Genomic DNA, 20,547 nt, shown 5'->3' on the forward strand with positions numbered 1-20,547 from the left:
GGAGGCCCGCCTTGGACGCAACCGCCGCCGTCACGCCCTTCTCGACGCTCATCCGCACGGCGTCACACGAACAGCACACCGAGGCGGAGACCTCGACCTTCATGAGCGACCTGCTCGGCGGGCGTCTCGGGGTGGACGCGTATACGCGCTACACCGAGCAGCTGTGGTTCGTGTACCGGGCACTGGAGGAGGGGGCGCAGGCGCTGCGGAACGACCCGGTCGCCGGCCCGTTCATACAGTCCGAGCTGATGCGCACCGCCGAGCTGGAGCGCGATCTGGCGCATCTGCGGGGCGACGGCTGGCGCGACGGCCTGGAGCCGCTGCCCGCCACCGCCGCGTACGCCGCCCGGGTCGAGGAGTGCGCCCGCACCTGGCCCGCCGGTTATGTCGCCCACCACTACACCCGCTACCTCGGCGACCTCTCCGGCGGCCAGATCATCCGGGACAAGGCGGAGAAGACCTGGGGCTTCGCGCGCAAGGGCGACGGGGTCCGGTTCTACGTCTTCGACCAGATCCCCAACCCCGCCGCGTTCAAGCGGGGTTACCGCGAGCTGCTGGACGCGCTGAACGCGGACGACCTGGAGAAGCAGCGGGTCGTCGACGAGTGCAAGCGGGCGTTCGCGCTGAACACCGCGGTCTTCCGCGAGCTGGGCGAGGCGTTCCCGCTCGGCGCGTAGCGCCTTCCCCGCGCGGGGTCTTCGCGCGGAGCCCTCTCGGCGCGGCCGACGACGGCGGACCGAAACACCGGTCGGCCGCCGTCGGCCGCGCCGTTCCCGTTCCCGCTTCCGTTCCCGCTCCCGCTTCCGCTTCCGCTTCCGCTTCCGGCACAGCGGAACCGCCCGGGTGACGGCCGTGGAACGGGCCGCCACCCGGGCGGTGCGGTCGGGACGCCGCGTGCCTACGGTCAGGCGGTGCGGCGGCGGGCGGCGAGGACGACTCCCGCACCGGTCGCCACGACGAGGCCCGCACCGCCGATCAGGGCGCCGGTCGGGAGGTCGGAGCCGGTGGAGGCGAGGGATCCGGAGCCGCCGACCGAGCCGCCGACCGAGCCGCCGCCCACGCTGTCGCCGCCGAGGGACGCGGAGCCTCCGGCCAGACCCGTGGAACCGGTCGAGTCACCGGAGCCGGTGGAGCCGGAACCGCCCGCCGCGCCGGGGAGTTCGGCGTCCTCGTCCAGGGCGACCGCGACGGTCAGCGGGTCGAGCTCCTCGCCCGCCCGGTACATGCCGCCGAACGCCTTGGTGCCGTCGGCGGTGAGGGTCGCCGGGACGGCGGAGAGGTTCACCACCCCGTCCTTGGCCGCGAATCCGCCCTTGGGCAGCTTCAGGTCCGCGACGGCCAGGCCGGAGTACTCGGAGACCTTCTTGGTCTCGCGGTCCTTGCTGGAGACGTCCGCGATCAGCGTGCCCTTCGTGCCGTTCGCCTGGATCCTCAGCTTGGTGAGGGAGAGGTCGAGGGTGTAGGAGCCGTCCTCCTGGTGGCCCAGGAAGCGGACCTTGCCGTCGAACCCGGCGTTCAGGGTCTGCTTCTCGGTGTCGACGTGCCCGGTGGCGTCGGGGAACCGGTAGCCGTCGGCGGACGCCCGGGCGCCGCCCGTCGTCTCGACCTTGCCGTGCGCGATGGGCCCGGTGACGTAGGTGCGGAACGACTTCTTGACGCCCCAGTCCAGGGTGCCGTCGACGATCTCGCCGGTCTCGGCGGCCGGCTTGTCCGTGGCGGTGGCCGACGGGGAGGCGGACGAGGTGGGCCTGCCGGTCGGTTCGGTGGTGGGCTTCCCGGTGGGCCCGGTCGTCGGCTTCCCGGTGGGTTCCGTGGTGGGCTCGGTGGTCGGCCCGGTCGACGGCTCCCTGGTGGGCTCCGTGGTCGGGGCCCCGCCCGCCTTCACCGAGAGGGTGGCCGGGTCGAGCGCGTCGCCCTCCTTGTACTGGCCGTTGAACGCCTCGGAGCCGGCCTTGGTCAGCGTCGCCGGGATGTCCTTGAAGACCATCGCGCCGCCCGCGCCCTGACCGGGCTTCACCGCCGACAGGTCCAGGGAGGCGAACACCACGTCGTCATGGGTGCCTTCCGGGGTCGTGACGTCGGCGGTGATCGCGCCGCCGGTGCCGGCGGTGGAGAGCTTCACGTCCGAGAGCGTGATGTCGAGGACGCCGCCGTGGGCGTAGAAGTTGACGCCGCCCTCGAAGGCGGTGTCCGTGCCGTGCGTGGCGGTGTCGTAGCTGCCCTTGCCGTTGACGAAGGTGAACACGCCGTTGTCGGGGGCCTGGACGGCGCCGTCCTTGACGGTGATCTTCCCGCCGGAGAACGACGACGCCAGGTACTTGCGGAAGGACTCCTTGACGCCCCACTCCAGGGTGCCGTCCTTCAGGTCCAGCTTCGGGGCGGCGGCCGCCCTGCCGGAGGCGGCGCCGTCGGCGGCGAGCGCCGGGAGGGCGAACGCGGTCGCGCCGAGGGCTGTCGCCGTGGCGACGGCGGCGGCGAGGGCTATGGGGCGGCGGGTGGCTGCCATGGTCGGTGGTCTCCTCGGGGGATGCGGTATGGGGGTACCGGGTGAGGCAAGCGGTACGGGGGTACCGGATGAGCCGGGTGGTACGGGGGGTGAAGGGGAGTCAGTCGTTCTTGCCGGGGGCGCCGCGGCGGCGGGCGAGGTACAGCGCGCCCGCGGCGGCCAGGACGCCGGCGCCGCCGAGGCCGAGGTAGAGCGGCGTCCGGGAGCCGGAGTCGGAGCCGGTGCCGGGCGACGCGGCCGTGGTGACGGTCTTCGTCTCGGCCGTCGGCGACGGGGTGGGGTCGCTGCCCAGGTCGGGCAGGGCGGGCAGGGCGGCGTCCCGGTCGACGGCGACGGCCAGGGAGACCGGGTCCATCGCGGTGCCCGCCTTGTAGAGCGAGCCGAACGCCTTGGCGCCGTCGGCGGTGAGGGTCGCGGGGGCCTCGGTGAGGACGGCGAGGCCGTTCTTCGGCGCGAAGTCCTTCGCGGCGAAGGTGACCAGCGGGACGGCCCTGCTCCGTTCGCCGCCGCTCAGCACGTCGGCCGAGAGGGTGCCCCGGCCGTCCTTCACCCGGACCGCGACCGCGGAGAGTTCCAGGTCCAGCCCCTCGGCGCCGGTGAAGCGGACGCTGCCCGCGAAGCCGGCGTCCAGGGTCTGCCGCTTCGGGTCGTACGTTCCCTTGCCGGCCGGGAAGCGGAACAGCGCGCCGCCGTCCTGCGCGCCGTCGGCCAGGGTCCACTTCCCCTTGCCGACGGGGCCGGTGACGTACTCGCGGAAGGTGCGGCGCACGCCCCAGTCGACGGCGGCGTTCTCGACGCGTCCGGCGGTCTCCCCGTTCTTCGCGGTCTTCTTCGGATCGGCGCTCTTCCCGGCGGACTTCTCCGGGGAGGCGGCCGCGTCCGGCTTCCCCGCCGGGGCGGTGGTGTCCACGGAGAGGCTGATCGGGTCGAGCGGGGTGCCGGCCGTGTAGTAGCCGGCGAACGCCTTCGCGCCCTGCGCCGTCAGGGTCGCCGGGATGTTGGTGAGGGCGATGGGGGTGGTGCCGCCCCGCATGTCGATCCCGGACAGGTTGAGGGTGGCCAGCGGCACCTGCGCGGCGGAGCCGACGCGTCCGCTGCCGCGCTCCTTGCTGACCATGTCGGCGAGGACGGCGCCCCGGCCGCCCGTGATCCGGATGGTGGGGCGGCTGATGGAGAGGTCCAGTTCGTTGCCGCCGTCGGCCTTGCGGTGTCCGACGAAGCGGACCCCGCCGGAGAAGCCCGCGGTGAGGGCGCCGGTCGCCGGGTCGTAGGAACCGGCGGCGGAGTGGAAGCGGAACTGGCTTCCGCCGACCGTGGCGGCGCCGCCGGTCAGGCCCCAGCTCCCGTTCGCGATGGGGCCGGTGACATAGCTCTGGAACGACGACTTGATGCCCCAGTCCAGCCGGCCGCCCTGCACCGTGCGGCCTGCCGCCTGGGCGGCGGTGGCCGGGAGCAGGGCTCCGAGCAGCGCCGCGAACAGCGCGACCGCGAGCGCCCGTCCGGGCACGCGGGCAGGTCGGGACGACAGCATGAGGACCCCTCCGAGATCTAGCGAGCAAGGTAAGGCTAACCTAAGCTATGAAGATCGTGTGGTGGTACCCCCTTCACCACATGCCTCGCAATCAGATGCGAACCATGGCCAACTGCTCATGGCGGAACGACAGGACGGTGCCCCAATGCGCTTCTCGCAGGACTTCGCCCCACCGGGACGGCGCACCCGGCGGCCCGGACGCCCCGGCCCCGGCGGGCCTTCCGGCCCCGCCCGGCCGCGCGGCCCGCTCGCCGCCCTGACGGCGGTGCTCGCCCTGGCCCTGCTTCTGACCGGCTGCGGCGGCACGGACGCCGGGAAGCCCGCGGCGAAGTCCCCGGGTTCCGCGAAGACCGCGGCCGACCGGCTCGAACCGCTGCCCGGGACGCCGAAGCCCCGACTGCCCGTCACGGTGAAATCGGCCGACGGGACCGAGGTCACCATCACCTCGGCCGACCGCGTCGTGCCGCTGACCGGCGGACTGAGCGAGATCGTCTTCACCCTCGGTCTCGGCGGGCGGGTGGTGGCCCGGGACATCACCGCCACCTTCGAACAGGCCGCGAAACTCCCGGTGGTGACCCGCGCCCACGACGTCTCGGCGGAGAGCGTGCTCTCGCTGAGGCCGACCGTGGTCCTCGCCGAGACCACCACGGGCCCGGCCGAGGCCATCGACCAGATCCGCGACGCCGGTGTCCCGCTCGTGGTGGTCGACCCGGCCAAGGAGCTCACGGACGTCGGCCGACGGATCGGGACCGTGGCGGCGGCCCTCGGCGTGCCGGACGCGGGCGCCGCGCTCGACGCGCGCACCCGTTCCCGGATCGAGGCCGTGCAGAAGTCCGTGCCCGCCGACGGCGGGAAGAAGCCCCGGGTGGCCTTCCTCTATCTGCGCGGTTCCGCCTCCGTCTATCTGCTGGGCGGCCGGGACTCCGGCGCGAGTTCCCTCATCGAGGCGGCCGGGGGCGTCGACGCGGGCAAGGCGTCCGGCCTGAAGAAGGACTTCACCGCCATCACCAGCGAGGCACTGGCCAAGGCGGCCCCCGACGCCATCCTGGTGATGAGCAAGGGCCTGCAGTCGGTCGGCGGCGTGGACGGCCTGGTGAAGATCCCGGGAGTCGCGGAGACCCCGGCCGGGCTGGACCGGCGGATCGTCTCCATCGACGACGGGGTGCTGCTGAACTACGGTCCGCGCACCGACCGGGTACTCAAGGACCTGATCACGCAGCTCCACCCGAAGGACGGGGCGGCCGAGTGACCACGCCCCGAACTCCCACGCCCCGAACTCCCGCACCGCGGACCCCCACGCCCCGGACCGCCGCCGGCTCCCCCGCCGCCGCGCCGCCGACGGCCGGCGCCCGGGCCGCGGCCTCCCCGGCCGCCGCCTCCCCCGGAGAAGACCCCCGTCCGGCCGTGGCCCCCGGGGGCCCGGCCGCGACGGCCCCGGGGCCCGGGGCCCCCGAGTCCCGCCGTTCCACCGCCTTCCTCCTCACCGCCGGCCTGGTCGCGGCCCTGCTGGTGTGCTCCCTGCTCTCCGCCGGTCTCGGCGCATACCACATCCCGCTCGGGGACGTCCTCGGCTCCGTCCAGCACCGGATCGGGCTCGGCGGCGCGGCGCTGGACCGGGTCGGGGAGAGCGTGCTGTGGAACGTGCGGCTGCCCCGGGTCGCCCTCGCCCTGCTCGTCGGGGCGTCGCTGGGCTGCGCGGGCGCGCTGATGCAGGGGGTGTTCGGCAACCCGCTCGCGGAGCCCGGGGTGATCGGGATCTCCTCCGGCGCGGCGGTCGGCGCGGTCGCCTCGCTCGCGTTCGGGCTGAACTTCCTGGGCAACTGGACCGTCACCGCCTTCGCGTTCGCCGCCGGGCTCGGCACGGTGCTGCTGGTGTACGCGCTGTCGCGGTCGGGCGGGCGCACCGAGGTGGTGACGCTGATCCTCACCGGGATCGCGGTCAACGCCTTCGCGGGTGCGCTGATCGGGCTGTTCGTCTTCTTCGCCGACAACGCGCAGGTCTCCCAGATCACCTTCTGGCAGCTGGGCTCGCTGGCGCAGGCGACCTGGCCGAAGGTGCTCGCCGTGCTGCCGTGCGCGGCGATCGGCCTGCTCGTCGCGCCGTGCTACGCCCGGCGGCTGGACCTCCTCGCGCTGGGCGAGCGGCCCGCCCGGCACCTGGGGGTCGACGTCGAGCGGCTGCGGGTGGTGCTCGTCCTGGTGGTGGCGCTGCTGACGGCCGCCGCGGTGGCGGTCGCCGGGATCATCTCGTTCGTGGGGCTGCTGGTGCCGCATCTGCTGCGGATGGCGAACGGCCCCGGGCACCGCTTCCTCGTTCCCGCCAGCGCGCTGGGCGGCGCCCTGGTGCTGGTGGCGGGCGATCTCGCGGCCCGTACCGTGGCCGCTCCCGCCGAGCTGCCGCTCGGTGTGCTGACCGCGCTCTTCGGCAGCCCGTTCTTCTTCTGGCTGCTGCGCAGGACCCGTCGCAGGCAAGGTGGTTGGGCATGACGTCGCTACGCAATCCGTTCCGGGCGCGGGGCCGCCGGCTGCCCGCTCCCCCCTCCCCCGGCGCGCCGGTCGCCGAGGCGCGCAACCTGCGGGTGCGGCTGGGGCAGCGTCCGGTGCTCGACTCCATCGAGCTGACCGCGCACGCGGGCGAGGTGCTGGCACTGGTCGGCCCCAACGGGGCGGGGAAGTCGACGCTGTTGGCGGCGCTGGCCGCCGATCTGCCCGCCGAGAGCGGCGAGGTGCGCGTCGACGGCCGCCCGGTGACCGACTGGTCGGCTCCCGAACTGGCCCTGCGCCGGGCGGTGTTGCCGCAGACCGCGGCGCTGTCCTTCCCGTTCCCGGTGGCGGACGTGGTCCGCATGGGGCGGGCGCCGTGGGCCGGAACCGGGCGGGAGGACGAGGACGATCCGGCGGTCGCCGAGGCGATGGCGGCGACCGAGGTCACCGGGTTCGCCGCGCGCCCGTTCTCGGCGCTGTCCGGCGGCGAGCGGGCCCGGGTCGCGCTGGCCCGGGTGCTGGCGCAGCGCGCCCCGCTGCTGCTGCTGGACGAGCCGACCGCCGCCCTCGACCTGCGCCACCAGGAGCTGGTGCTGCGGATCTGCCGGGAGCGGGCCGCGGCCGGGGACGCGGTCGTGGTGGTGCTGCACGACCTGGGGCTGGCGGCGGCGTACGCGGACCGGGCGGCCGTGCTGCACGGCGGGCGGATCGCCGTGGCCGGACCGCCCGCCGAGGTGTTCACCGACGAACTGCTCGGCGAGGTCTACCGGCAGCCGGTCGAGGTGTTCCCGCATCCCCGGACCGGGGTGCCGCTCGTGGTACCGACCCGTTCGGCGTGAGCGACCCGCGACCCGCGACCCGCGACCCGCGACCCGCGACCCGCGACCCGCGACCCGCGCGACTTGACCATCGCTTGACCGTGAGATGAACCCTCCATGGGGCATCCGTGATCGGATCGTTTCCACACGGCCCGGGTGAGAGGTGAATCACGGCATGAGTGGGTGCCGGTCAGGTAAGCCTCGGTTAAGTTAGGTCCGCCTCACCTGTCTTTGTCCGATCTTCTCCTGCTTCTCTTCGTCCCCCGTGGAGCCCCGTATGCGAGCCGTCCGTCTCTCCGTCGTCACCGCTGCCGCCGGCGTGGCAGCCCTGACCGCCGTCACGGGGTGCGCGCAGAAGAGCGACGGCAAGGGCGAGGGCGCCGTGGAGATCGTCGCGAAGGACGACGCCTGCGAGGTGTCGAAGACGAAGCTGCCGGCCGGCCACGTCGAGCTGGCCGTGCAGAACAAGGGCTCCAAGGTCACCGAGGTCTACGTCCTCTTCCCGGACGACCGGATCGTCGCCGAGCGCGAGAACATCGGCCCCGGCACCAGGGCCACCATCACGGCCGAGATCAAGGCCGGTTCGTACGAGATCGCCTGCAAGCCCGGCATGAAGGGCCACGGCATCCGGCAGAAGATCGAGGTCACCGGGGCCAACGCGGCCAAGCGCAGCCCCGAGATGGACAAGGCCGTCGCCGGGTACCGCACCTACGTCCAGGCCCAGGCCGACGAGACGCTGCCGAAGGCCAAGAAGTTCACGGACGCCGTCGCCGCCGGCGACATCGAGACCGCCAAGAAGCTCTACGCCGACTCGCGGCTGGGCTGGGAGCGCACCGAGCCGGTCGCCGAGTCCTTCGGCGACATCGACCCGAAGGTCGACGTCCGCGAGGACGGCCTGGAGGACGGGCAGAAGTGGACCGGCTGGCACCGCCTGGAGAAGGCGCTGTGGCAGGAGAAGAAGCTCGGCGCCGAGGAGAAGGCGCTGGCCCCGGTCCTCTACAAGGACCTGGTCGACTGGCAGAAGCGGGTCGGCACCGCGGACATCACCCCGACCTCCATGGCCAACGGCGCCAAGGAACTCCTCGACGAGGTCGCCACCGGCAAGGTCACCGGTGAGGAGGAGCGTTACAGCCACACCGACCTGGTCGACTTCAAGGGCAACGTCGAGGGCGCGGAGAAGTCCTACGAGCTGCTGAAGCCGATCGCCGCGAAGAACGACCCGGCGCTGACGGCCTCCCTGGACAAGCAGTTCGCGGCGCTGAACGCCCTGCTGGACAAGTACCGCGAGAACAAGGCCTCCTACGACTTCGTCTCGTACGAGAAGGTCGGCAAGGCGGACCGCAAGGAGCTGTCGGACGCCGTGAACGCGCTGGCCGAGCCGCTGTCCCGGCTGGCCGCCGCGGTGACGAAGTAACGACGGGTCGGGAGCGGACGGGAGTGACCGGGATGTCCGATCGGAAGCAGAACGGCGACGACACCGGCGCGGCCGCCCCGTCCCGCCGGGCCCTGCTCGGCTGGGGCGGCGCGGGGCTGGCGCTGGGCGCGGCCGCGGCGGGCGGGGCGATGGCCGTGATCCGGCCGGAGGGCGACCCGGTGCCGGCCGCCGACAGCGGCGCGGCCGTGCCGTTCCACGGGGAGCACCAGGCGGGCATCGCCACCGCCGTCCAGGACCGGCTGCACTTCGCCGCGTTCGACGTGACGACGAAGGACCGCGCCGACCTGGTCGCGCTGCTCAAGGAGTGGACGCGGGCGGCCGAGCGGATGACCGCCGGTCACGCGGTCGGCGACGGCGCGTACGGCGGACCGGGCGAGGCCCCGCCGGACGACACCGGCGAGGCCCTGGGGCTCAAGCCGTCCCGGCTCACGCTCACCGTCGGCTTCGGCCCCTCGCTCTTCGCCAAGGGCCGGTTCGGCCTGGAGGACCGGCGCCCCGAGGCGCTCGTCGACCTGCCGAAGTTCCCCGGCGACAACCTGGACCCGGCCCGCAGCGGCGGCGACCTCTGCGTCCAGGCGTGCGCTGACGACCCGCAGGTGGCGGTGCACGCCATCCGCAACCTGGCCAGGATCGGCATGGGACGCACCGCGATCCGCTGGTCCCAGCTGGGCTTCGGCAAGACGTCCTCGACCACCCCCGACGCCCAGACCCCGCGCAACATGATGGGCTTCAAGGACGGCACCCGGAACATCTCCGGCACCGACGCCGCCGCCCTGGACGAACACGTCTGGGTGGGCGGGAAGGACGGCGCCGACTGGATGACCGGGGGCTCGTACCTGGTGGCCCGGCGCATCCGGATGCACATCGAGACCTGGGACCGCGCCCCGCTCCAGGAGCAGGAGGACATCTTCGGCCGCGACAAGGGCGAGGGCGCCCCGGTCGGCAAGGCCAAGGAGCGCGACGAGCCGTTCCTGAAGGCGATGCTGCCGACCGCCCATGTGCGCCTCGCCCACCCGGACAGCAACAACGGCGCGACGATCCTGCGCCGGGGCTACTCCTTCACCGACGGCACGGACGGCCTCGGCCGGCTCGACGCCGGGCTGTTCTTCATCGCCTACCAGCGCGACTCCCGCAAGGGATTCATCCAGCTGCAGCGCCGTCTGGCGGCGCATGACGCGCTCAACGAGTACATCCAGCACGTGGGTTCGGCGCACTTCGCCGTCCCGCCGGGCGTCCGCGACAAGGACGACTGGTGGGGCCGGGCGCTGTTCTCGTGACGGCACTCGAAGCGGAACAGCGGAACAGGAGAACCGAGACGTGTTCAGCAACTTTCTGATCGGCCTGCGCGAGGGTCTTGAGGCCAGCCTGGTCGTCTGCATCCTCATCGCCTACCTGGTGAAGACCGGCAACAGGGACAGGCTGACGCCGATCTGGATCGGCGTCGGCATCGCGGTCTTCGTCAGCCTGGCGTTCGGCGCCGGTCTCGAATTCGGTTCGCAGGAGATGACGTTCAAGGCCCAGGAGGCGCTCGGCGGTTCGCTGTCGATCATCTCGGTGGGTCTGGTCACCTGGATGGTGTTCTGGATGCGGCGCACCGCGCGGCATCTGAAGACCGAGCTGCACGGAAAGCTGGACGCGGCGCTCGCGATGGGGACCGGCGCGCTGGTCGCCACGGCGCTCCTCGCGGTGGGCCGGGAGGGCCTGGAGACCTCGCTGTTCGTATGGCGCGCGGTGCACGCGGCGGACGACGGCTGGCACCCGATGATCGGGGCGTTCCTCGGCATCGCCGCCGCGGTCGTGCTGGGCTGGCTGTTCTATCGGGGCGCGCTGCGGATCAACCTGTCGAAGTTCTTCACCTGGACCGGCGGCATGCTGGTGGTGGTCGCCGCGGGCGTCCTCGCGTACGGCGTCCACGACCTCCAGGAGGCCGAGTTCATCGGCGGACTGCACCACCAGGCGTTCGACATCAGCGGCGCGATCCCGCCGGACAGCTGGTACGGCACGCTGCTGAAGGGCACGTTCAACTTCCAGCCGGACCCGACCGTCCTCCAGCTCATCGTGTGGGCGGTGTATCTGGTCCCCACACTCGCGCTGTTCCTCGCCCCGGTAGGGTTCGGACGGTCAGTGGGGGCGACGGATCAGAAGGCGCGGAAAGCAGCGGATGAGAAGTCTGAGGCCGGTTCGGCCGGTGACGTGGCTCGCGGCGGCGACGGTGCTGTGCTTGACGGCGAGCGGGTGCGTGACGGTGCACGGCGAGCTGGAAGTGGTGCCGTCGGCGACCAGGGCTGAGGCCGCACGGGCCCTGAAGGACTTCACCGACGCGTACAACGCGGCGGACAAGGTCTACGACCCGGCCCTGGACGCGGACCGGGTCACCGGCCCGCTCGGCGCGATCAACCAGGCCGGGCTGAAGGCGCGGCGCAAGGCCCATCCGGACGGCAATCCCGATCATATGCCGCTGAAGCTGACCGACGCGCGCTATCTCATCCCGAAGAAGGCCGGCTGGCCGCGCTGGTTCGTCGCGGACACGGACTCCAACCGCGACCAGGGCGACGCGAAGAGCGCCGCCCGCTGGCTGCTCGCCTTCGTCAAGTCCGGCCCCGACGCGGAGTGGCGGGCCGCCTATCTGTCGGTGGTCGCGTCGTCCCGGCTCCCCGGCCTCGCCAGGGACGGCGAGGGCCGGGCCAGGCCGGTGCCCGCCGACAGCGCCGAACTCGCCGTGGCCCCCGAGGACTTGAGCACCCGGTACACGGAGTACCTGGGGAAGGGCGCCCCGGACGTCTTCGCCCCCGGCGACGCCACCACGGTCTGGCGCGAGGCGCGCCGCACCACCCGGCGGCCGGGCTTCTCGTACCAGTACGTCGACCAGCCGCTGGACACCGGCTCGTTCGCCCCACTGGGCCTGGAGACGGAGGACGGCGGAGCGCTGGTCTTCTTCAGCAGCAAGCACTTCGAACGGCAGACCGCCGCGAAGGGGCTGCGCCCGCCGGTCAACGCGGATGTGGAGGCGCTGCTGACGGGCGAGGTGAAGTCGACCCTCACCAAGGAGCGGGTCTCCGGTCAGCTGGTGTACGTGCCGAAGAAGGGCGCGGGCGACGGCAAGGTGGTCGTGCTGAACCGGCTGCCGGGCCTGACCTCGGCGCAGGGCTCCTGACGCTCCCGGCCGCGCGTGCCGGGTCGGCGCGGGCGCGCGTCCCGGCCGCGGCCCCGGCGGCCCATCGGCCCGGCGGCGGGCGTCACGTACCGAACGGCGGACGGCGTGCGGGGCGGCGGTTCGAAGACCAAGGGCTGCCCCGTCATCCGTGGTGGATCAGCGCGCGGCGTCAGATGTGGTGCATCGCAAGGCGGAGGGGCGCCCGCATACTGGACGTATGCGGGCGTTCCGACAACGCGGCGAGGTGCCGCAGCTGCCGTCGCGCGCCCGCCAGGGATGACGGGGCAGCCCTTAGCGGCTCAGCGGCCAGGCCACCGAGCCGTGGTCGAAATCGCTCTGGTCCGCCGTGTCCGCGTACTGGGCGCAGGCGTCGGTGAGCGTCTCCAGCAGGGTCAGCGGGTCGGGCAGCGGGTGTTCCGGCCCCCGCACCCACTCCACGTCCAGCTCGGCCGGCAGCCGGGCCGGCGGCAGGAGGACGTAACTGCCCCGGCAGTGCCACCGCAGGCCGGGGTGCTCGTCCATGGTCTCGGGGTGGCAGTCCAGCTCGCACGGCCACCACTCGTCCTCATCCTCGGGGGTGCCCCGGGTGGCGGTGAAGAAGAGCATCCGGTCGTCGCCGGAGCGGGCGACCGGGCCGACCTCAACGCCCGCGCCGAGCAGCCGCTCCAGGGCCTGCTCCCCCGCGGGCAGCGGCACGTCGAGGACGTCGTGGATCATGCCGGTCGCGGTGATGAAGTTGGCCTGCGGCTGGTTGCGGGCCCAGCGCTCGATCTGGGCGCGGTCCGTGGTGGCCTGGGTCTGCCAGGCGAAGGAGACGGGATGCCGGGCGGGGGTGGGACAGCCGATGCGTTCGCAGGAACACCGGTAGCCGATCGGGTGGGCCGCGGGCGCGATCGGCATTCCGGCCTCGGCGACGGCCAGGAGCAGCGCCTCCCGGGCCGTGTCGTCGACCCCGCTCCGGTGTGGTTTGGGGCGGCGGCGGAGCCACTGGGAAATCCTGTTCGCTGAGCCGCGACCACGGCCGATATCGGCGCCCATCTATCCCCTCACCTCGGTATTGCCTCTGCCCATCGTCCCACCATCCTGCGCCCGGGGTGGCCGGAGTCCCGAAGCGGGGTACGGGAGACACCACGACGAACCGGGCACTATGCCACGTTTTTTCATGAGATGACGGTTCTGTCCCGGGGTTCTGCCGGGCCGCCTCAGGGTTCTGCCGGGCCGCCCCGGGGGGCTTCCAGTCCGCGCAGGACGTGGTCGACGACCGCGTCCGCGTAGGCGTGGGTCAGCGGGAGGGTGCGCAGCAGCCAGCGGTGGGTGACCGGCCCGACGAGGAGTTCCAGGGCGATCCGGGGGTCGGCGTCGGCGCGCACCCACCCGGCCCGCTGGGCGGCGCGCAGCCGGTCCGCGTACAGCTGGAGGCCCGGTTCGAGCAGTTGCCGGACGAAGGCGGCGCCGAGCGCGGGGTCGATGATCCCCTCGGCGGCCAAGGCCCGGGCCGGCGCCTCGAAGACGGGATCGGTCAGCTCGTCGACGGTGGCCCGCAGGACGGTCTTGAGATCGGCCGCCAGGTCACCGGTGTCCGGAATCCCCGGCGCGTCGGCCGGGCCGCCCCCGGCGCCGTCTCCCGGCTCTCCGGCGTCCGGCCCGCCTCGGAAGCCCCCGGCGTCCCCCGCTCCCCCGGCCGCCTCGGCGCTCCGCCGGGCGGTTCGGTCGCTGAGCGCGACGAACGCCTCCAGCAGGACGGCCGCCTTCGACGGCCACCACCGGTAGATCGTCTGCTTGCCGACGCCCGCCCGTGCGGCGATGGCCTCGATGGTGGTCGCGCGGTAGCCGGCCTCGCCGACCAGGGCGAGCGCCGCGTCGTGGATCGCGCGGCGCGAGCGCTCGCTGCGACGGCTGGAGTCGGGGGGACGCTTCTCTGCCATGCCGGCCGTTCTGACGACGGATACGGGTCACCGCGTATCGTCTCATCACCGCGCCCGGAACCACCCGATCGGATCACTGCGCGCCGCCCCCCGGAAGGCGGACCATGGGCTCACGCACACACCCGTGCCACGTTCCCGGCAGGCGACCCCTGCGTTTCGTGAGGAGCCCTCATTGCCCACGGACCACCCCGCCACCACCCCGCGTCCGGACGCTCCGCGCCATGTCCCCGGCCGCCGGGCCACGCCCCGCCGCTATCTGATGTGTCCCCCGGACCACTTCCGGGTGACGTACTCCATCAACCCCTGGATGGACCCCGGAAAGCCCGTCGACCTGCCGCTGGCGCACGCCCAGTGGGAGGACCTGCGGGACCGCTACCGCGCCCTCGGGCACACGGTGGAGCTGCTCGCCCCCCGCCCCGGGCTGCCGGACATGGTGTTCGCCGCCAACGGCGCAACCGTCGTCGACGGCCGGGTGCTGGGCGCGCGGTTCGCGTACCGGGAGCGGTACGAGGAGGCCGCCGCCCACCGGGAGTGGTTCCGGGCCGCGGGCTTCGCCGAGATCCACGAGCCGGCCCACGTCAACGAGGGCGAGGGCGACTTCGCGGTGACCGCGTCGTATCTGCTGGCCGGACGGGGCTTCCGGTCCAGTCCGCTGTCGCACGGCGAGGCGCAGGAGTTCTTCGGCCGCCCGGTGATCGGCCTCGATCTGGTGGACCCGCGCTACTACCACCTGGACACCGCGCTGTGCGTGCTCGACGAGGCGGGCGACGAGATCATGTACTACCCGGGCGCCTTCTCGCCGGGCAGCCGGGCGGTGCTGGCGCGGCTCTTCCCCGACGCGCTGATCGCCGAGGAGGCGGACGCGGCGGCGCTCGGTCTGAACGCGGTGGGCGACGGGCTCCATGTGCTGCTGCCGCAGGCCGCCGCCGGGCTCTTCGGGCCGCTGCGGGCGCGCGGCTTCGAGCCGGTGCCGATGGATCTGAGCGAGCTGCTGAAGGGCGGCGGCAGCGTGAAGTGCTGCACCCAGGAGCTGCGCGGCTAGCCGCGCGGCCCCGGTCCGCCCGGCCCCGGGTCGGGCGGACCGGAGCCGCCGGGGGGCGGGCCGGACGGAGACGGAGGCCGACCGGACGAAGACGGGGCGGGGTCGCGGAGGCGGCCCGAAGACGGGGCGGGGTCGCGGAGGCGGCCCGCCCCGCTCCCGCCGCGTCCCCGCCTCGCCTCCGTGCTCCCCCGGTCAGGCGCCCGGGCCGTCCGAGTCGTCCGGCGGCCAGGCGTCGCCCCACGCCGCGTCCCGGGCGGCCCGGTACAGCCCGCCGTGCCGCTTGGTGACCGTGTCGCGCCGCAGCGCCTCGTCGCGGGTGCACAGGTCCAGCAGCACCTGCCCCTTGCGGATCTGCGGTCTGCGGACGACGCGCGCCGGGACGGGCGTCGCCGCGAACCGGGTCGCCGCGACATAGCTGAACTTCTCGTCCTCGTACGGCAGTGAGCCGCCCTTGACCTGCCGGTGCAGCGAGGAGCGGCTGACCCGGGCCGAGAAGTGGCACCAGTCGGCGCCCGGCTCTATGGGGCAGGCGTCGCTGTGCGGGCAGGGCGCGGCGACCGTCAGCCCGGCGGCGATCAGCCGGTCGCGGGCCTCGATGATCCTGGCGTATCCGTCGGGGGTGCCCGGCTCGACGATCACCACCGCCCGGGCCGCGGCCGCGACGGAGTCGACGAGCCCGGCCCGGACCTCCGCCGTCAGTTCGTTGAGCACATAGGAGACGGTGACCAGGTCGGCGGGGGCGAGGCCGAGGTCCGCGCCGATCCGGGCCCGGCGCCATTCGGCCGCGCGCAGGGCGGGGACGCCGGAGGAGCCGGCCAGTTCGCGGCCGAGGGCGAGGGCGGGCTCGGCCCAGTCCAGCACGGTCGTCCGCGCGTCCTCCCAGGTGCCGGCGACGGCCCAGGTCGCCGCGCCGGTGCCGCCGCCGACGTCGGTGTGCGTGGCGGGCGCCCAGTCCGGGGCGGCGGCCCGGAGCGCGGCGAGGGCGGACCGCACCGCCTCGAAGGTCGCGGGCATCCGGTAGGCGGCGTAGGCGGCCACGTCGGAGCGGTCGCGCAGCACCGGGGCGTCCGTGGGGGTGGTCCCGCGGTAGTTGGCGATGAGCCGGTCGACGGCCTCGGCGGCCTGTCGGGGCGGCAGCCCGTCGAGCAGTCCGGCGAGTGCCGCGCGCAGGTCTTCCGCGGTGGGGAGGGTGGCGTTCACCGGCGAATTGTAGGCGGAGGTGACGAACCGGCCGTGCGTGCCAGGCGTCGCACGGCGGGCGGCGGTCCGAAGAGCGGGCCTACGGCCCGGAAACGGCGGGGAACAACGGCATTCATGAACTGCCACGAGCGCTACGCGTGTTGATAATCTGACGGCCGCGAGGTCGGGACCGCCCATCGAGGGACACCATGAGACAGAAGATCGTGCGCCTGGTACTGGTCGGCGGGGTGCTCGTGCTCGCCATGATCCTTCTGCTGGCCACGTGCGGCAGCGGCGGGAAGAAGAAGGCCGACGCGTCGGAGAAACAGGTCACGACGAGCGCGACGCCGGTGACCCGGCTCACCGTTCCGGCCGCTTTCGAGACGAAGCACGGCTGGGAGCTGGTCGGTACCTCGCCCGACTACGGGCTCTCCCGGGAGACGGGTCTCCTCGCCTATCTCGTACGGGTCTCGGACTCCAAGTACCAGCTGCGGACCATCGATTCGGAGACCGGCCGGTCCGGCTGGCACGGGGAGAGCTGGCGGCCCGCGGCCCCGCAGCGCTTCCCGAGGCTCCTGACGGCCACCGTGGACGACCGGGAGTACTTCGTGACCTGGTCGTACGGGAAGGTCGGCGAGAACGCGCTGGCCCCGGCCGACTCGATCGTCTCGATGGACGTCTACGACGCGAAGGACGGCAACCGGCGGCGCGTCGAGGTGCCGTGGGGCTCCGCGCCGACGGTCTCCGCCACCGGCCCCGGCATCCTCATAGGCGACGGCCGGACCAACAGCGTCGTGGTGGACCCGGCGACCGGCCGGGTGTCGCAGCTGACCGCCGCCCAGCTGAAGTATCCGAAGGGCTGCGCCTCCTGCAAGCAGCTCACGGAGGTGCAGGGGCAGGCGCAGAAGGGTCTGCTGGTCAGCGGCGCCAAGGAGTTCTGGGTGCAGGACGGCTGGTTCAGCCGTGATGTCGCCCCCAAGGGCGCCGACCGGCAAAGCGGTGTCCCCACGTCGGTGATCCGGGGCCTGGTGCTGGCGAAGTGGCAGCTCGCGAAGGGCGCGAAGCGCGCCGCCACCCACGATCTGTGGACGGTGCACGACCTGGAGACGGGCAGGGAGCTGGCCTCGGTGGAGTGCAGCAAGCCCGCGATCAAGCCGGGCCAGTACCCGCAGCTCGTGTCCGCCCCCTCCGGCGGCTTCCTGGTCGCCGGGCCGCTCGCCTTCGACCTGGTGACGAAGCGGGGCTTCTGCTTCGAGGGCTCGGACGGCTCGAAGCCGCTGACCCTGGTCTCGGTGGACGACGAGGGCATCGCGTACGGCGCGGCCAACGCCCGTAACGCGGGGGACGTGCTGGCGGGCGGCGGCACGCCCGTCGCGGTCGCCGTGCGGAGCGGGTCCACGGGGGCCCTGCCGTCGAACGTGCGGGTTCCCGGCGCGGTGACGTCGGACGGCGTGGGCCTGTTCCGCTGGACCGACGAGAAGGACCGCCCGCACCTGATCGGGTACCCGGGCGCCCGCTGAGCCGCGCCCGCGGGGTCGCCCGCCCCGCGCGAGGCCGTACGGGCCGTCCCCCGGTTCGAGATCGCCGATCTCCCCGTCGCCCGCCCCGCGCGAGGCCGTACGGGCCCGGCGGGGCGCACCGACCCGGACGGGGCGCGACGGGACCTAGAGGCCAGGCCGGGCCGGGCGGGCGAAGGCGCGGCGGACGGCGCCGTCCGCCGCCGCGCGGGCCGGGCCCTTACTCCGCCCGTCGCCAGGGCCGGCACATGCCCAGGAAGCAGGCCATCGCGCCCAGCCCGCACACCAGCTGCACCACCGCCATCGGAACGGCCGTGTCCTCGCCCGCGATGCCGACGAGCGGCGAGGCGACGGCGCCGACCAGGAACGACGAGGTGCCGAGCAGCGCGGAGGCGGACCCGGCCGCGTGCTTGGTCCGCATCAGCGCCTGCGCGTTGGTGTTCGGCATCGCCAGACCCATCGAGGACATCAGCACGAAGAGCGCGGCGGCGATCGGGGCCAGACCCACCTCGCCGACGATCCCGGACGTCATGACCAGCAGCGCGGCCGCGGCCAGCACGACGACCGAGAGGCCGAAGGCGAGCGCCTTGTCCAGGCTGACCCGGCCGACCAGCACCTTGCCGTTGATCTGGCCGACCACCACCAGCCCCACCGAGTTGATCCCGAAGAGCAGGCTGAACGTCTGCGGCGACGCCCCGTAGATCTCCTGCACGACGAACGGCGAGGCGCTCACGTACGAGAAGAGGGTGGCGAAGGCCAGACTGCCCGCGATCATGTAGCCGGCGAAGACCCGGTCGGCGAGCAGCCCGCGCATGGTGCGCAGCGCGTCGCCGAAGCCGCCGGTGTGCCGGTCGGCCGGCGGCAGCGTCTCGTGCAGCCACTTCCAGACGACCAGGGTGAGGAGGAGCCCGACGACGGCGAGGACGGCGAAGATGCCGCGCCAGTCGGTGAACCGCAGCACCTGCCCGCCGATCAGCGGGGCGACGACGGGGGCGACGCCGGAGATCAGCATCAGGGTGGAGAAGAACCGGGCCATCTCCATGCCGTCGTACAGGTCGCGGACCACGGCGCGGGCGATGACGATGCCCGCCGCGCCGGCCAGCCCCTGGAGGAGGCGGAAGCCGATGAGGAGTTCCGCGGTGGGGGCGAAGACGCAGATCAGGGTGGCGAGGACATAGACGGCCATGCCGATGAGCAGCGGCCTGCGCCGCCCCCAGCGGTCGCTCAGCGGTCCGACGACGACCTGTCCCAGCGCCATGCCGGTGAGGCAGGCGGTGAGGGTGAGCTGGACGGTCGCGGCGGGGGCGTGCAGGGACTGGGTGACCGCGGGCAGTGCCGGGAGGTACATGTCCATGGAGAGCGGCGGCAGCGCGGTGAGCCCGCCGAGCACCAGGGTGGTCAGCAGCCCGGTGCGGCGGGCCGCCTCGGTCGCGGCCGGTCCTCCGGAACGCGTGCCGGGGCTCGCGCCGGGAGTCGCGGCCTCGTCGGCCCGGCTCCCGGCGGATGGTATGTGCGCGTCGTCCTGCTGGGCCCGGCTCACTCCGCTCTCCGCCATTCTCATCTCCATGTCGTTGAATCTGCATCTATGCTCTCAGCTCGGCCGCACTGGTCGAGACCTTTCAGGGGGGAGAGCGGGCATGGCGGGCATGGGTGGGACGGTGCGCTGGGGCGTGCTGGCGACGGGCGGCATCGCGGCGACGTTCACCGAGGATCTGCGGGCGCTGCCGGGCACGGAGGTGGTGGCCGTGGCCTCCCGTACGGACGCCTCGGCCGAGGCGTTCGCGCGGCGGTTCGGGATACCCCGGGCCTACGGCGACTGGGCCGGGCTGGCCGCCGACGAGGACGTCGACGTGGTGTACGTCGCGACGCCGCACTCGGCGCACCGGGAGGCGGCGGCGCTCTGCCTGGAGGCCGGGAAGCACGTGCTGTGCGAGAAGGCGTTCACGCTGAACGCGCGGGAGGCGGGCGAGCTGGTGAAGCTGGCCCGGGACCGCGGTCTGTTCCTGATGGAGGCGATGTGGACGTACTGCAACCCGGTCGTCCGGCGCATGACGGAGCTGGTGCGGGACGGCGCCGTCGGTGAGATCCGGCTGGTGCAGGCCGACTTCGGGCTCGCGGGCCCCTTCGGCCCCGGGCACCGGCTGCGCGACCCGGCGCTGGGCGGCGGCGCGCTGCTGGACCTCGGGGTGTATCCGGTGTCCTTCGCTCATCTGCTGCTGGGCGAACCGGGCCGGGTGCGGGCCGACGCGCTGCTGTCCCCGGAGGGCGTCGACCTGAACACGGCGATGCTGCTGGGCTGGCCGGAGGCGGGCGCCTCGGCGCTGCTGAACTGCTCGATCGTCGCGGACACTCCGCTGACCGCCTCGGTCACCGGTACGAAGGGGCGCATCGACTTCCCACGTGGCTTCTTCTACCCGGAGAGGTTCGTCCTGCACCGGGAGGGGCGCGATCCGGAGGAGTTCACCGCGGGCGCGACGGGCGGCGGACTGCGCGGGATGCAGTTCGAACAGGCCGAGGTGGTACGGGCGCTGCGGGCGGGCGAGACGGAGTCGCCGCTGGTGCCGCTGGACGGCTCGCTCGCGGTGATGCGGACGCTCGACGCGGTGCGCGAGCGGATCGGCGTCCGCTACCCGGCCGACGAACTCGGCTGACCCCCGGCCCGGTCGCCCGCCGACGCGCGTCCGCGTCGTGCGGCCCGGCACGCGCGGCCCGTCGCGCCGGTGCGCTCCGGCGCGCTCCGGCGCACGGTACCGCCCCGGGCCGAAGGCCCTTACGGCAGTGGGCCGTACGGGCTCCCCGGCCGGGGCGCGGGCGGCGCCGGGCCGGACGCGGCCGCGCCCCGGGCGGCGCCTGCGCGGGCGTGGGCCCCTGGTCGGCACGGCGATGACGCCGCGCGGCCGGTCCGCGGCGCCTAAGGGCTGTCCCGTCATCCGTGGTGGATCAGCGTGCGGCGTCG

The 20,547-nt window shown here is 73.7% G+C and carries 17 protein-coding genes; 11 read left to right on the forward strand and 6 right to left on the reverse strand.

Annotated elements, in window-relative coordinates; all coding sequences use genetic code 11:
• Nucleotides 1-11 precede the first annotated feature (11 nt).
• Entirely contained in the window at nucleotides 12-677 is a 666-nt protein-coding gene (locus WA762_RS01055) for a biliverdin-producing heme oxygenase (RefSeq protein ID WP_335931936.1), read from the forward strand.
• Nucleotides 678-904: 227 nt separating this feature from the next.
• Here WA762_RS01055 and WA762_RS01060 read toward each other — a convergent pair whose 3' ends face one another.
• Both WA762_RS01060 and WA762_RS01065 read right to left on the reverse strand, forming a co-directional pair.
• Nucleotides 905-2,506 carry an HtaA domain-containing protein gene (locus tag WA762_RS01060; protein ID WP_335931938.1) on the reverse strand — a complete coding sequence of 534 codons (1,602 nt, stop codon included), beginning with the start codon at nucleotides 2,504-2,506 and terminating at the stop codon, nucleotides 905-907.
• 100 nt (nucleotides 2,507-2,606) lie between these two features.
• The gene (locus tag WA762_RS01065; RefSeq protein WP_335931940.1) at nucleotides 2,607-4,037 is read right to left on the reverse strand and encodes an HtaA domain-containing protein; all 1,431 of its coding nucleotides are present in this window, start codon (nucleotides 4,035-4,037) and stop codon (nucleotides 2,607-2,609) included.
• 145 nt (nucleotides 4,038-4,182) lie between these two features.
• Here WA762_RS01065 and WA762_RS01070 point away from each other — a divergent pair, with 145 nt between their 5' ends.
• From WA762_RS01070 to WA762_RS01100, 7 genes are all read left to right on the forward strand, one after another.
• A complete protein-coding gene (locus WA762_RS01070) occupies nucleotides 4,183-5,286 on the forward strand; it encodes a heme/hemin ABC transporter substrate-binding protein (RefSeq protein ID WP_335931941.1) in 1,104 nt (367 codons plus the stop codon).
• Between the two features lie 155 nt (nucleotides 5,287-5,441).
• Nucleotides 5,442-6,524 carry a FecCD family ABC transporter permease gene (locus tag WA762_RS01075; RefSeq protein WP_335931944.1) on the forward strand — a complete coding sequence of 361 codons (1,083 nt, stop codon included), beginning with the start codon at nucleotides 5,442-5,444 and terminating at the stop codon, nucleotides 6,522-6,524.
• Nucleotides 6,521-7,360: a heme ABC transporter ATP-binding protein gene (locus WA762_RS01080; RefSeq protein WP_335931945.1), complete on the forward strand. Its 840-nt coding sequence runs from the start codon at nucleotides 6,521-6,523 to the stop codon at nucleotides 7,358-7,360. The genes WA762_RS01075 and WA762_RS01080 overlap by 4 nt, the downstream gene beginning before the upstream one ends.
• 256 nt (nucleotides 7,361-7,616) lie before the next feature.
• Nucleotides 7,617-8,753: an iron uptake system protein EfeO gene (gene efeO, locus WA762_RS01085; protein WP_335931947.1), complete on the forward strand. Its 1,137-nt coding sequence runs from the start codon at nucleotides 7,617-7,619 to the stop codon at nucleotides 8,751-8,753.
• A 32-nt stretch (nucleotides 8,754-8,785) separates the two neighbouring features.
• Nucleotides 8,786-10,051 (forward strand): iron uptake transporter deferrochelatase/peroxidase subunit, encoded by a 1,266-nt coding sequence (efeB, locus tag WA762_RS01090; RefSeq protein ID WP_335931949.1) that lies wholly within the window; start codon nucleotides 8,786-8,788, stop codon nucleotides 10,049-10,051.
• Nucleotides 10,052-10,091: 40 nt separating this feature from the next.
• On the forward strand, nucleotides 10,092-11,063 hold the full coding sequence (gene efeU / locus WA762_RS01095) for an iron uptake transporter permease EfeU (RefSeq protein WP_335931951.1): 972 nt from the start codon (nucleotides 10,092-10,094) through the stop codon (nucleotides 11,061-11,063).
• Nucleotides 10,996-11,928 (forward strand): SCO2278 family lipoprotein, encoded by a 933-nt coding sequence (locus WA762_RS01100; RefSeq protein WP_472911605.1) that lies wholly within the window; start codon nucleotides 10,996-10,998, stop codon nucleotides 11,926-11,928. The genes efeU and WA762_RS01100 overlap by 68 nt, the downstream gene beginning before the upstream one ends.
• Nucleotides 11,929-12,219: 291 nt before the next feature.
• Here the strand turns inward: WA762_RS01100 and WA762_RS01105 are convergent, their stop codons facing one another.
• Both WA762_RS01105 and WA762_RS01110 read right to left on the reverse strand, forming a co-directional pair.
• The gene (locus WA762_RS01105) at nucleotides 12,220-12,966 is read right to left on the reverse strand and encodes a bifunctional DNA primase/polymerase (RefSeq protein WP_335931953.1); all 747 of its coding nucleotides are present in this window, start codon (nucleotides 12,964-12,966) and stop codon (nucleotides 12,220-12,222) included.
• A 164-nt stretch (nucleotides 12,967-13,130) separates the two neighbouring features.
• Nucleotides 13,131-13,853: a TetR/AcrR family transcriptional regulator gene (locus tag WA762_RS01110; RefSeq protein ID WP_335931955.1), complete on the reverse strand. Its 723-nt coding sequence runs from the start codon at nucleotides 13,851-13,853 to the stop codon at nucleotides 13,131-13,133.
• 172 nt (nucleotides 13,854-14,025) lie between these two features.
• On the opposite strand from WA762_RS01110, the gene ddaH reads away from it, so the two are divergent.
• Nucleotides 14,026-14,895, forward strand: coding sequence for a dimethylargininase (gene ddaH, locus WA762_RS01115; RefSeq protein WP_335931957.1), 870 nt, complete (start codon nucleotides 14,026-14,028; stop codon nucleotides 14,893-14,895).
• Between the two features lie 192 nt (nucleotides 14,896-15,087).
• On the opposite strand, the gene WA762_RS01120 is transcribed toward ddaH, so the two are convergent.
• Nucleotides 15,088-16,095 (reverse strand): small ribosomal subunit Rsm22 family protein, encoded by a 1,008-nt coding sequence (locus WA762_RS01120; protein ID WP_335931959.1) that lies wholly within the window; start codon nucleotides 16,093-16,095, stop codon nucleotides 15,088-15,090.
• A 188-nt stretch (nucleotides 16,096-16,283) separates the two neighbouring features.
• Here WA762_RS01120 and WA762_RS01125 point away from each other — a divergent pair, with 188 nt between their 5' ends.
• On the forward strand, nucleotides 16,284-17,594 hold the full coding sequence (locus tag WA762_RS01125) for a hypothetical protein (protein WP_335931961.1): 1,311 nt from the start codon (nucleotides 16,284-16,286) through the stop codon (nucleotides 17,592-17,594).
• A gap of 217 nt (nucleotides 17,595-17,811) precedes the next feature.
• On the opposite strand, the gene WA762_RS01130 is transcribed toward WA762_RS01125, so the two are convergent.
• Nucleotides 17,812-19,146 carry a multidrug effflux MFS transporter gene (locus WA762_RS01130; protein ID WP_335932277.1) on the reverse strand — a complete coding sequence of 445 codons (1,335 nt, stop codon included), beginning with the start codon at nucleotides 19,144-19,146 and terminating at the stop codon, nucleotides 17,812-17,814.
• Nucleotides 19,147-19,237: 91 nt separating this feature from the next.
• Here WA762_RS01130 and WA762_RS01135 point away from each other — a divergent pair, with 91 nt between their 5' ends.
• Nucleotides 19,238-20,242 (forward strand): Gfo/Idh/MocA family protein, encoded by a 1,005-nt coding sequence (locus WA762_RS01135; RefSeq protein WP_335932279.1) that lies wholly within the window; start codon nucleotides 19,238-19,240, stop codon nucleotides 20,240-20,242.
• Nucleotides 20,243-20,547: the final 305 nt, after the last annotated feature.

It is taken from the genome of Streptomyces tyrfis (genome assembly GCF_037034285.1).
Lineage (GTDB): Bacteria > Actinomycetota > Actinomycetes > Streptomycetales > Streptomycetaceae > Streptomyces.

What these genes read in the sequence shown, in the direction of transcription:
- WA762_RS01110 (WP_335931955.1), bottom strand. Translation starts at nt 13,853, where the DNA reads ATGGCAGAGAAGCGTCCCCCCGACTCCAGCCGTCGCAGCGAGCGCTCG.
- WA762_RS01135 (WP_335932279.1), top strand. Translation starts at nt 19,238, where the DNA reads ATGGGTGGGACGGTGCGCTGGGGCGTGCTGGCGACGGGCGGCATCGCG.
- WA762_RS01080 (WP_335931945.1), top strand. Translation starts at nt 6,521, where the DNA reads ATGACGTCGCTACGCAATCCGTTCCGGGCGCGGGGCCGCCGGCTGCCC.
- WA762_RS01070 (WP_335931941.1), top strand. Translation starts at nt 4,183, where the DNA reads ATGCGCTTCTCGCAGGACTTCGCCCCACCGGGACGGCGCACCCGGCGG.
- WA762_RS01065 (WP_335931940.1), bottom strand. Translation starts at nt 4,037, where the DNA reads ATGCTGTCGTCCCGACCTGCCCGCGTGCCCGGACGGGCGCTCGCGGTC.
- WA762_RS01060 (WP_335931938.1), bottom strand. Translation starts at nt 2,506, where the DNA reads ATGGCAGCCACCCGCCGCCCCATAGCCCTCGCCGCCGCCGTCGCCACG.
- WA762_RS01130 (WP_335932277.1), bottom strand. Translation starts at nt 19,146, where the DNA reads ATGGCGGAGAGCGGAGTGAGCCGGGCCCAGCAGGACGACGCGCACATA.
- efeB (WP_335931949.1), top strand. Translation starts at nt 8,786, where the DNA reads ATGTCCGATCGGAAGCAGAACGGCGACGACACCGGCGCGGCCGCCCCG.
- WA762_RS01105 (WP_335931953.1), bottom strand. Translation starts at nt 12,966, where the DNA reads ATGGGCGCCGATATCGGCCGTGGTCGCGGCTCAGCGAACAGGATTTCC.
- WA762_RS01125 (WP_335931961.1), top strand. Translation starts at nt 16,284, where the DNA reads ATGAGACAGAAGATCGTGCGCCTGGTACTGGTCGGCGGGGTGCTCGTG.
- efeO (WP_335931947.1), top strand. Translation starts at nt 7,617, where the DNA reads ATGCGAGCCGTCCGTCTCTCCGTCGTCACCGCTGCCGCCGGCGTGGCA.